Source organism: Sandaracinobacter sp., assembly GCF_041909755.1.
Classification (GTDB): domain Bacteria; phylum Pseudomonadota; class Alphaproteobacteria; order Sphingomonadales; family Sphingomonadaceae; genus Sandaracinobacteroides.
In genome coordinates this window covers 1-10,254 of sequence record NZ_JAYRCW010000090.1, presented here as the reverse complement: position 1 = coordinate 10,254, position 10,254 = coordinate 1, and the positions used below count along the sequence as shown (strand labels likewise).

The window sequence follows — 10,254 nt, the reverse complement described above, 5'->3', positions numbered from 1 at the left end:
ATGGCACCATGCCCGATGACGAGACGCTGAAGCTGTTCCGCTCGTCGGGGGCCTATTATGTGCCGACGCTCAGCACCATCAACGGCTATAAGGAGCGGCTGGCGAAGGACCCGAACGCCTATCCGCCCGCCGTGCTGGAAAAGGTGAAGTGGCGGCTGGAAATCACCGGCAAGGCGCTGGAAAAGGCGGTGCCCGCCGGCGTGCGCATCGCCTTTGGCACGGACGCGGGCGTTTCGAAGCACGGCCGTAACGCCGACGAGTTCGAGCTGATGGTGCAGCACGGGATGACGCCGGCCACCGCGATCGTGGCGGCCACGACGAACGCGGCGGACCTGTTGGGCGTGAAGGACATCGGCGCGCTGAAGCCGGGATATCATGCCGACATCATCGCGGTCGCGGGCGATCCGCTGGCCGATGTGACCGTGCTGAAGAGTGTGGGCTTCGTGATGAAGGGCGGGGCCGTCGTGAAGGGCAACTGACGCCCCCACTTTCCCTTCGCGCTTGCAGCAATAATCCGCTAGGCGCGCGGGCGTCATGCTCAACATCAACGGAATCACCGTGCGCCTTGGCGGGCGCACCATCATCGACCGGGCGACGGCTGCGTTGCCGGGGAAGAGCCGCATCGGGCTGATCGGGCGGAACGGCGCGGGCAAATCCACGCTGATGAAGGTGATGATGGGGCATATCGAGCCGGACGAGGGCCGGCTGGACATGCCGCGCGGCACGCGCATCGGCTATATCGCGCAGGAAGCGCCCGACGGGGCGACGACGCCTGTCGAGCTGGTGCTGGCCGCCGACACGGAGCGGGCCGAGCTGCTGGCCGAAAGCGAGACCTGCGAGGACATGGACCGCTTTGGCGAGATCCACGAGCGGCTGATGGCGATCGACGCCTATGCGGCGCCGTCGCGGGCGGCGCGGATCCTGGTGGGCCTGGGGTTTGACGAGGAGATGCAGAACCGGCCGCTGTCCACCTATTCCGGCGGCTGGAAGATGCGCGCGGCGCTGGCGGCGCTGCTGTTTTCCGAGCCCGACCTGCTGTTGCTGGACGAGCCTTCGAACCACCTCGACCTTGAAGCGACGATGTGGCTGGAAAATTTCCTGAAGGCCTATCCGGCGATGATGGTGGTGATCAGCCACGAGCGCGACCTGTTGAACAATGTGGTCGACCAGATCCTGCATCTGGAGGGCGGCAAGGCGACGCTCTACACGGGCGGATACGACAGCTTCGAGCGGCAGCGGGCCGAACGGCTGGCGCAGCAGGCAGCCGCCAAGGCCGCGCAGGATGCGCAGCGGGCGAAGCTGCAGGATTACATCGCCCGCAACTCCGCCCGCGCCTCTACGGCGAAGCAGGCGCAGTCGCGGCAGAAGGCGCTGGCGAAGATGCAGCCCATCGCGGCGGTGGTGGAAGACCCGACGCTGAGCTTCGACTTCCCGTCGCCGGACGAGCTGAAGCCGCCGATGATCACGACGGACGGCGCGGCGGTCGGCTATGAGCCGGGCAAGCCCATCCTTTCGAAGCTGAACGTGCGGATCGACCCGGACGAGCGGCTGGCGCTGCTGGGCCGAAACGGCAACGGCAAGACGACGCTGGCGCGGCTGCTGGCCGGGCAGTTGAAGCCGATGGACGGCGAGCTGCACGCGCCGGGCAAGCTGAAGGTGGGCTATTTCACCCAGTATCAGGTGGAGGAGCTGGACGGCGCCGACACGCCGCTGGAGCATATGACGCGGGCGATGCAGGGCCTGTCGCCCGGCGCGGTGCGCGCGCAACTGGGGCGGTTCGGCTTTTCCGGGCCGCGCGCCACGCAGAAGGTGGGCGAGATGTCTGGCGGGGAGCGCGCGCGGCTGGCGCTGGCGCTGATCACGCGGGATGCGCCGCACCTGCTGATCCTGGACGAGCCGACAAACCACCTGGATGTCGACACGCGCGAGGCGCTGGTTCAGGCGCTGAACGGCTTTGGCGGCGCGGTGGTGCTGGTGAGCCACGACCGGCACATGCTGGAACTGGCGGCGGACCGGCTGCTGCTGGTGGACAGCGGCACCGCGAAGGAGTTCGCCGGATCGCTGGACGACTATACCGACTTCATCCTGGGCCGGAAGCCGAAGGGGGCGGAGAAGCCGAAGCAGCCGAGCGCCCCGCCGCCGAAGCAGGCGCAGAAGAAGCAGAAGGGCGGCTTCCGCTTCTAGGCGGGCGGTGCGGTCAGAGGATGCTGGCGATCTGCCCCAGAAGCGGCCGGTCGGCGGGCGGCATGTCCAGCCGGAACAGGCCGTTCACCGGCACCCATTGCATGCGCTGGCCCTCGCGCGGCACCGGCGTGCCGCGCCAGCGCCGGATGGCGAAGGCCAGCAGCACCAGATTCACCGTTTCATAGGCGTGGGAGGCGAAGCCGCACGGCGACAGGCAGGCGGTCGTCGTCTCGATCCCCAGCTCTTCCTCCAGCTCGCGCACGAGGGCGGCTTCCGGGCTTTCCAGCGGCTCCACCTTGCCGCCGGGAAATTCCCACAGCCCGGCCATGTCCTTGCCGGCGGGGCGATCGGTGACCAGCACCTGATTTTCGCCGTTCAGCAGCACCGCGCAGGACACCGTGAGCAGCGGCAGCGCGCGGGGCGGACGGCCGCCGGGGCAGTCCGCGAACTCAGCCGACAATGATCTTCAGCTCCTCGCCGGGTTGCAGGGGGCGGTTCGGCAGGCCGTTGAGCGCCTGGAAGCTCTGCACCCGGTTGTAGGGCGGGGCCATGCGGCGGGCGAGCGTGTCGGCGGTTTCGCCGGGCTTCACCGTGACCACGTCGATGCGGCGGGCGCGCGCGGCGGCGGCGGCTTCCTCTGCCGACATCCGCCGGAACGAGGAGATGAGCCCCTGGAACTGGCTGCCGCGCCCGGCCGGGGCCAGGGTGCGGATCACATAGACATCCTGCGGCCCGGCGCGGAACACATGCACGCCCACGTCCACCGGGCCCTGCCGGCTGGACAGGCGCGCTTCGGACAGACCCGCCTGGAAGCCGTTCACCTGCCGCTCGGCATAGCTGGCCTGCGGCACCCGGCCGGCCACCTGCTGCCACACCTGCTGCGCCACGCTTTCCAGCGACTGGCCCGGCTGCACCTTGGCGCCCGCGAAGACGAACTGCGCGCCATCCTGCCCGCGCCCGGCGACCGCCTGCGGGCTGTTCTGCAGCTGAAAGCCCTGTGGCGCGTCGAAGGCGAGCCGGAGCGAGGCATGGCGGAAGCTGGAGCCGGTGATGATGCCCTGTTCGGCGGCGTCGCCGAAGGTCATGCCGTCGATCGCGGCCAGATAGGCTTCGCGGTTGAGAAGGCCTGTCCGGCCGGTTTCCGCCGCCTGCTTCGCCACGCGCTGCACCCGCTCTGCCGTGACGGGGTGGGTGGAAAAGACCGAGGCGAGGCCGTTGCGCTCCATCGACTGGCGGCCTTCAACGGCGGCCACCCGGTCCAGCGCCTGCAGCATGGTGGCGGCCGCGCGCGGATCATAGCCCGCCGAAATGGCATAGCGCATGCCCAGCGTGTCGGCCTGGTTTTCCTGGCTGCGGGAAAAGCCCGCCACCCAGGCGCCCGCGCCATAGTTGGCGAGTTCGGCCGCCTGCCCACCCAGCAGCACGGCCGCCGCGATCGAGCCAAGCGCGCCGATGGTGGCGCGGCTGTTGCGCTTGTCGCTGTGGCGCGCGGCGACATGCCCGGCCTCGTGCCCCAGAACCGACGCCAGCTCCGCCTCGTTGTTGATCATCGCGAGCAGGCCGCGTGTGATGTAGATATAGCCGCCGGGCGTCGCCATCGCGTTGGGCACGGGCGAGTTCAGCACCGTCACCTTCCAGTCCCCGGCGGTGGAGCCGGGTACGGACGCCATGCCGATCCGCGTGCCGACGCGGCGCACATAATCCGCCAGCGGGCCTTCCACCGTGCCGCCGAACTCGGCCACGATCTGCTTGTAGCCCTCGGCCCCGATCTGCCGGTCCTTCTGCGAAAGGCCGGTGAGCGCGGCGCCGGATTGCGCGGGCGCGGCCGCCGGGGCGGCTGCAACCGCCAGCAGCGCCGCGGCGAGCGCGGCGCGGGCGGTGGTGGCAATGCTGCGCAGCATTTCAGGTGCGCTCCTCGTTCAGGCGGCCCGGGCGAAGGCCAGGAACTTGGCGCGCCGGTCAGCCTTCAGCTCGGCCGGGGACATCGCCCCCAGGCCGTCGAGCGCGGCGTCGATCGAATCGCCCAGCCGGGCGATGGCGTCGGCGGGCGCGCGGTGCGCGCCGCCCACAGGCTCGGGTACGATGGCGTCGATCACGTCCAGGCCCTTCAGGTCCTGCGCGGAAATCCGCATGGCCACGGCGGCTTCGGCGGCCTTGGCGGAATCCCGCCACAGGATGGAGGCGCAGCCTTCCGGCGAGATGACGGCATAGACCGAATGTTCGAACATCAGCACCCGGTTGGCGGCTGCCAGCGCCACCGCGCCGCCGGATCCGCCCTCGCCGATGATCACCGACACCATCGGCACCTCGACGTTCAGGCAGGCTTCCGTCGCCCGGGCGATGGCCTCGGCCTGGCCGCGTTCCTCGGCGTCGATGCCGGGATAGGCGCCGGGGGTGTCCACCAGAGTCACGATGGGCAGGCCGAAGCGGCTGGCCATGTCCATCAGCCGGGCGGCCTTGCGATAGCCTTCGGGCTTGGCCATGCCGAAGTTGCGCTTCACCCGGCTCTGCGTGTCGTGGCCCTTTTCATGGCCGATCAGCATCACCGCACGGCCCCGGAAGCGCGCGGGGCCGCCCAGGATCGCCACATCGTCGGCGAACTTGCGGTCGCCGGCCAGCGGGGTCCATTCCTCGAACAGCTGGTCCACGATGCCCAGGAAGCGCGGGCGATCCGGGTGGCGGGCCACCAGCGTCTTCTGCCAGGGGGTGAGCGACCTGTAGAGGTCGGCGAGCAGGCGGCCGCGCTTCGCCTCGGCCTTGTGCCGTTCGGGCGTGCGCGTCGGATCTGCGGCAAGCTCTGCGATCTGCGCATCCAGCGCGGCGATCGGCTTTTCGAATTCCAGGGGCTGAACCATGAACCTCCAGTTGGTCAGACGCGGCGATAAATCAAGCGCCACACATCATGGCCCAGCGCGCGGGCCTTTTCGGCGAAGCGCGTATCGGGCCAGTCGGCCGGAATCCGCTGCCAGTCCGCCGGCGTTTCCGCCGTCCATTCGAAACGGGGTTCGGCCTGCATCACTGTCAGCACATGGCGCATATAGCCGACATGATCTGTCGCGATCCTGAATTCGCCGCCCGGCTTCAGCTTGGCGGCGACCAGCGACAGCGGGCCGGGATTCACGAAGCGCCGCTTGGCGTGACGCGCCTTGGGCCAGGGATCGGGGTGCAGCAGGTAGAGCGCCTCCAGGCTGGCATCCGGCAGGCGTTCCAGCACGTCGATCGCATCGCCCCGGTGAATGCGGAGGTTGGAAAGGCCGCGCGCCTCCACCTCTGCCAGCAGGCCGGCCACGCCGTTCAGATAGGGTTCCGCGCCGATGAAGCCCCGGTCCGGCCGCAGCGCGGCCTGGAAGGCCAGATGCTCGCCCTTGCCGAACCCCACTTCGAACACCAGCGACCGGTCATCACCGAACAGGCGCGCGGCCGAAAGCGGCCCGTCCTCCGGCACGGTCAGCGACGGCAGCAGCTCGTCAACCAGGCGCTGGGCGTTGGCGCGAAGCGGATGGCCCTGCGCCCGGCCATAGAGGCGGCGGATGGAAAGGGGATCGGAGGTCGTCACGCGGCGCTCCTTAGCAGCTTCGCGGGGTGACGTCGCAAGCCCTGACGCGGCACGAAGGGGGGGCAAGCAAGGATGACCGGATGACAGCCGACCACCGGCGGGCACAGCCCGCCCCCGATTACCGCGACATGATCGTGAACATTCCCGCCTGCCTGACGATGGGGCTGGCGGATGGCGGGCCGCGCGGGCTGCCCGGCTGCCGCATGGATGGCCGGCTGCCCGCCGCCTGCGGGGCGGACGGTCGGCTGAGCCGGGGCGCGGCGCTGATCCTGGCCGATCAGGCGCTGGCGCGCGGGGTCTATGCGGCGCTGGACGACCTGTCGGCCATGATGACGCTGGACCTGCGGCTGGACTGGCACGGCGCGATGCCGGCCGCAGCCGAGGTGGCGTTCGGCACGGCGCGGGCCGTGAAGGAAGGCGCGCTGTGTTTCGTGGAAGGGGTGCTGACGGCGGACGGGCGGGAGGTCGCCTCCGGCTCCGCGCGGTTCCTGGTGGGCGCGATGCCGGGCGGGCGCACCACCGACCGGCCGACCGGGTCGCTGGGGTTGAAACCGTCGACAGCCGCAGACTTCGAGACGCTGATGGCGCTGAAGCCCGATGGCGACGGCTGGCTGGTGATGCCCGAACCGGCGCTGGTGGGGGCGCGGGCGGTGCCCGCCTATCATGGCGGCTTCGTCGCCGCGACGCTGGACGCCGCCTGCGCGCGGCTGGCGGACGGGCATCGGGCCGTCGATTTCGAGATCCGGTACCTGCGGCCCGCACGCGCCGACCTGCCGATGCGGGTGGCGGCGCGCGCCGTGCGCGCCGGGCAGATGGCGAGCGTGCTGGAAGCCGAGGCGCGGCAGGGCGAAACGCTGGTGGCGACTGCGCGGGCGCTGTTTTCCGGCGTGCTGACCGAACAGGGCGAGGTGCATCGCTTCGGCTGACCGCTGATTGCGGCCCGTTCGATCATAGTGATGGGGTTTCACGATTGGACAGGCCGAAACCATGGTGCAAACTTCCTGTGGGAGAGTCGAAACGCACAAGAGCCAGGAGGATGTCCGATGAACGCCGAGACCAAATGCCCGATGGGGAGCAAGGTGAGCCGGACCGCGCTTGTGCGCGGCATGACCAACAGCATGTGGTGGCCGGACCGGCTGGATCTTTCGATCCTGAACCAGAATTCGCCGCTGATCGATCCGATGGGCCCCGATTTCGACTATGCCGCCGAATTCGCGAAACTGGACCTCAAGGCGGTGAAGGCCGACATCTTCGCGCTGATGACCGATTCGCAGGACTGGTGGCCTGCCGACTGGGGCCATTACGGCCCGCTGTTCATCCGCATGGCCTGGCACAGCGCCGGCACCTATCGCATTTCTGACGGCCGCGGCGGCGGCGGGGCCGGCACGCAGCGCTTCGCGCCGCTGAACGCCTGGCCGGACAATGTGAACCTGGACAAGGCGCGCCTGCTGCTGTGGCCGGTGAAGCAGAAATATGGCCGGGCGCTGTCCTGGGCGGATCTGCTGATCCTGACGGGCAATTGCGCGCTGGAATCCATGGGGCTTGAAACCGTGGGCTTCGGCGGCGGGCGGGCCGATGTGTGGCAGCCGGAAAACGACATCTACTGGGGCCCGGAAGGCACATGGCTGGCCGACGAACGCTACAGCGGCGACCGCGATCTGGAAAACCCGCTGGGTGCGGTGCAGATGGGCCTGATCTATGTGAACCCCGAAGGCCCCAACGGCAATCCGGACCCGGTCGCCGCCGCGCGCGACATCCGCGAGACCTTTGCCCGAATGGCGATGGACGACGAGGAGACGGTGGCGCTGATCGCGGGCGGCCACACCTTCGGCAAATGCCATGGCGCGGGCGACGCGGCGCTGGTGGGCGCGGACCCGGAAGCCGCGCCGATCGAGGCGCTGGGGCTGGGCTGGGCCAGCACCCATGGCAGTGGCAAGGGCGCGGACGCCATCACCAGCGGCCTTGAAGTGATCTGGACGCAGACGCCGACGAAATGGAGCAACCATTTCTTCGACAATCTCTTCAAATATGAGTGGGTGCTGACGAAGAGCCCGGCCGGCGCGCACCAGTGGGAGGCGAAGGATGCCCCCGCGGACATTCCCGATCCCTTTGTGCCGGGGAAATTCCGCAAGCCGACCATGCTGACGACCGACCTGTCGCTGCGGATGGACCCGGCCTATGAGAAGATTTCCCGCCGCTTCCACCAGAATCCGGACCAGTTCGCCAAGGCGTTTGCCGAGGCCTGGTACAAGCTGACCCACCGCGACATGGGGCCGCTGAGCCGCTATGTCGGGCCGGAAGTGCCCACGCAGGCGCGCATCTGGCAGGATCCGGTGCCGCCGGTTGATCACCCGCTGGTGACACCGGGCGACGTCGCGGCGCTGAAGGCGGAGATCCTGGCGTCCGGGCTGGCGGTGCCGCAGCTGGTGAAGGCGGCCTGGGCGTCGGCCTCCACCTTCCGCGGATCCGACAAGCGCGGCGGCGCGAACGGGGCGCGGGTGCGGCTGGCGCCGCAGAAGGACTGGGCCGTGAACGAGCCGGCCGAACTGGCGGCGACGCTGGCGAAGCTGGAGACGATCCGGGCCGGGTTCAACGCGAAGGCGCCCGGCGGCCGGAAGATCTCGCTGGCGGACATGATCGTGCTGGGCGGGGCGGCCGCCGTGGAAGAAGCGGCGAAGCGCGGCGGGTTCGACCTGTCGGTGCCGTTCCACCCCGGCCGCACCGACGCGACGGCCGCGCAGACCGATGCCGACAGCTTCGCCGTGCTGGAGCCGAAGGCCGACGCCTTCCGCAACTATGCCGAGGGCACGCCCGCTCGTCCGCTGGAGGAGATGATGGTCGACAGGGCGCAGCTGCTGACGCTGACGGCGCCGGAAATGGCGGCGCTGGTGGGCGGGCTGCGCGTGCTGGGCGCCAACCATGGCGGGTCGCGGCACGGGCAGTTCACGGATCGGGTCGGCACGCTGTCGAACGACTTCTTCGTGAACCTGCTGGGCTCCAGCTTCAGCCACAGCTGGGCGCCTGCGGGCGACGGCAGCTATGTCGCGAAGGATCGCAAGACCGGGCAGGCGCAATGGACGGCGACGCGGGTGGACCTGGTGTTCGCCTCCAACGCCGAGCTGCGGGCCGTTGCGGAAACCTATGCGACCGCCGATGCTGCGCAGCATTTCGCCTCTGCCTTCGTGAAGGCCTGGGCGAAGGTGATGGACGCCGACCGCTTCGATCTCGGCTGAGATCGGGCGAACTGGTTTCGGGCCGGGCGGCGGTGTGTCCCCTAGCGGGGGAGCGCCGCCGCCCAATCCGCGCCGGCCCTTTGCACCAGCGCCTTCAGCAGCGCCGCCTGCCGCTGCCAGGCCGCGACGGCGGCGGGCGTGGCCCCGCCAAGGGCGCAGGCGGTTTCCACCGTCAGGTCGATGAACAGGTCGTACTCGGCATCGGCGAGCGCGCCATAGGCCCGGTGCAGATCCACCAGATCGGCGATGTGCGGCCACACCCAATGCGCCTCTGTCGCCAGCCCATGCAGCAGCTGCAGCGTTTCGTCGGCCATTCGCCGGGAGCTTGCATCGAAGGCGAGAAAGGCTGGCCGGCGCGCGGGATAGGCCGTGAAGAAGCGATCGAACAGCATCAGCCGGAATGCATCCTCCTGGCCGGCGAGCGCCAGCAGCCCATCCTCGATCAGGTCGGCGTCGCCTGTCATGCTGCACTCCTCCTCCGGCGGACCGGCTTTCCCGGCGGGCCCGGCCTCAGTCCGGATCGATGATATGATTCTCGAGATCGGCGCTCGCGTCCACTTCGGAAATCGTCCAGCCCCGAACCGATGCACCCACCTCGTGCACCGCTTCCCGGTCGCCGCTGATCAGATAGTGCCAGGCGGGGAGGGGCCGGCCCTCGTCCACCCGGCGATAGGCGCAGGTGCCGGGCAGCCAGTCCAGCTGGCCCACAAGTTCCGGGCGCAGCTGCACGCAATCCGGCACGAAGGCGCGGCGGTTGCGGTAATCGGAACAGCGGCCGGTTTCCCGGTTCAGCAGCCGGCAGGCGACATTGGTGCGATAGATGCGCCCGTTTTCCTCGTCCTCCAGCTTGTGCAGGCAGCATTTGCCGCAGCCGTCGCACAGCGCCTCCCACTCCGCGCGGTTCAGCTGCCGCAGCGGATAACGTTCCCAGAAGCGGTCGCGCAGCCGGTCAGGCAATGAAGCGCTCCAGCATGGCGGCGATGCCTTCGGGCGTGGCCGTCGATCCCGCGACGAACTCCACCGGGCGGCCTTCCGGATCCATCAGGTAGATGATGGCGAGGTGATCGAAGGTGTAGGCGTCGGGCACGGCGCCCGGCACCTTGGCGGCATAGACGCGGAACGCCTTCAGCGCGGCATCGATCTGCGGGCGCGTGCCGGTGAGGCCGACGAGCCGGGGGTGGAACTGGTCCGTGAACTCGGCCAGCGCGGCCGGGGTGTCGCGCTCGGGATCGACGGTGACGAACAGCGGCTGCACTTTGGCGGCGGCGTCCGGGTGCTTCG

11 protein-coding genes are annotated in these 10,254 nt (G+C 69.5%); 4 read left to right on the top strand and 7 right to left on the bottom strand.

The annotated features are described in order from the left end of the window. Positions 1 to 479, top strand: a 479-nt coding sequence (locus ACE3O8_RS11160; RefSeq protein WP_374389743.1) for an amidohydrolase family protein, incomplete at its 5' end; no start/stop codon positions are given. 55 nt (positions 480 to 534) lie between these two features. Continuing rightward, positions 535 to 2,184 (top strand): ABC-F family ATP-binding cassette domain-containing protein, encoded by a 1,650-nt coding sequence (locus tag ACE3O8_RS11155; RefSeq protein ID WP_374389741.1) that lies wholly within the window; start codon positions 535 to 537, stop codon positions 2,182 to 2,184. Positions 2,185 to 2,197: 13 nt separating this feature from the next. Here the strand turns inward: ACE3O8_RS11155 and ACE3O8_RS11150 are convergent, their stop codons facing one another. From ACE3O8_RS11150 to trmB, 4 genes are read right to left on the bottom strand one after another with little or no spacing between them, the layout of a single operon-like run. Further along, positions 2,198 to 2,644: a (deoxy)nucleoside triphosphate pyrophosphohydrolase gene (locus ACE3O8_RS11150; protein WP_374389739.1), complete on the bottom strand. Its 447-nt coding sequence runs from the start codon at positions 2,642 to 2,644 to the stop codon at positions 2,198 to 2,200. After that, complete coding sequence (locus ACE3O8_RS11145; RefSeq protein ID WP_374389737.1) at positions 2,634 to 4,085, bottom strand: M48 family metalloprotease; 1,452 nt, start codon at positions 4,083 to 4,085, stop codon at positions 2,634 to 2,636. The genes ACE3O8_RS11150 and ACE3O8_RS11145 overlap by 11 nt, the downstream gene beginning before the upstream one ends. An 18-nt stretch (positions 4,086 to 4,103) precedes the next feature. Next, complete coding sequence (locus ACE3O8_RS11140; RefSeq protein ID WP_374389735.1) at positions 4,104 to 5,039, bottom strand: acetyl-CoA carboxylase carboxyltransferase subunit alpha; 936 nt, start codon at positions 5,037 to 5,039, stop codon at positions 4,104 to 4,106. Between the two features lie 14 nt (positions 5,040 to 5,053). Continuing rightward, positions 5,054 to 5,740 (bottom strand): tRNA (guanosine(46)-N7)-methyltransferase TrmB, encoded by a 687-nt coding sequence (gene trmB, locus ACE3O8_RS11135; RefSeq protein WP_374389733.1) that lies wholly within the window; start codon positions 5,738 to 5,740, stop codon positions 5,054 to 5,056. Between the two features lie 80 nt (positions 5,741 to 5,820). On the opposite strand from trmB, the gene ACE3O8_RS11130 reads away from it, so the two are divergent. Together ACE3O8_RS11130 and katG are read left to right on the top strand one after the other, a co-directional pair. Then, complete coding sequence (locus ACE3O8_RS11130; RefSeq protein WP_374389731.1) at positions 5,821 to 6,666, top strand: acyl-CoA thioesterase domain-containing protein; 846 nt, start codon at positions 5,821 to 5,823, stop codon at positions 6,664 to 6,666. A gap of 117 nt (positions 6,667 to 6,783) precedes the next feature. Then, positions 6,784 to 8,973, top strand: coding sequence for a catalase/peroxidase HPI (katG, locus tag ACE3O8_RS11125; RefSeq protein ID WP_374389729.1), 2,190 nt, complete (start codon positions 6,784 to 6,786; stop codon positions 8,971 to 8,973). Positions 8,974 to 9,014: 41 nt separating this feature from the next. Here katG and ACE3O8_RS11120 read toward each other — a convergent pair whose 3' ends face one another. The 3 genes from ACE3O8_RS11120 to ACE3O8_RS11110 form a co-directional block, all read right to left on the bottom strand. Continuing rightward, positions 9,015 to 9,437, bottom strand: a complete 423-nt coding sequence (locus ACE3O8_RS11120) for a hypothetical protein (RefSeq protein ID WP_374389727.1) — start codon at positions 9,435 to 9,437, stop codon at positions 9,015 to 9,017. Between the two features lie 46 nt (positions 9,438 to 9,483). Next, a complete protein-coding gene (locus tag ACE3O8_RS11115) occupies positions 9,484 to 9,918 on the bottom strand; it encodes a YcgN family cysteine cluster protein (RefSeq protein WP_374389745.1) in 435 nt (144 codons plus the stop codon). Between the two features lie 4 nt (positions 9,919 to 9,922). Next, the coding region (locus ACE3O8_RS11110; protein ID WP_374389725.1) for an SCO family protein at positions 9,923 to 10,254 on the bottom strand (332 nt) is incomplete at its 5' end.

What these genes read in the sequence shown, in the direction of transcription:
- ACE3O8_RS11140 (WP_374389735.1), bottom strand. Translation starts at nt 5,039, where the DNA reads ATGGTTCAGCCCCTGGAATTCGAAAAGCCGATCGCCGCGCTGGATGCG.
- ACE3O8_RS11120 (WP_374389727.1), bottom strand. Translation starts at nt 9,437, where the DNA reads ATGACAGGCGACGCCGACCTGATCGAGGATGGGCTGCTGGCGCTCGCC.
- katG (WP_374389729.1), top strand. Translation starts at nt 6,784, where the DNA reads ATGAACGCCGAGACCAAATGCCCGATGGGGAGCAAGGTGAGCCGGACC.
- ACE3O8_RS11145 (WP_374389737.1), bottom strand. Translation starts at nt 4,085, where the DNA reads ATGCTGCGCAGCATTGCCACCACCGCCCGCGCCGCGCTCGCCGCGGCG.
- ACE3O8_RS11155 (WP_374389741.1), top strand. Translation starts at nt 535, where the DNA reads ATGCTCAACATCAACGGAATCACCGTGCGCCTTGGCGGGCGCACCATC.
- ACE3O8_RS11130 (WP_374389731.1), top strand. Translation starts at nt 5,821, where the DNA reads ATGACAGCCGACCACCGGCGGGCACAGCCCGCCCCCGATTACCGCGAC.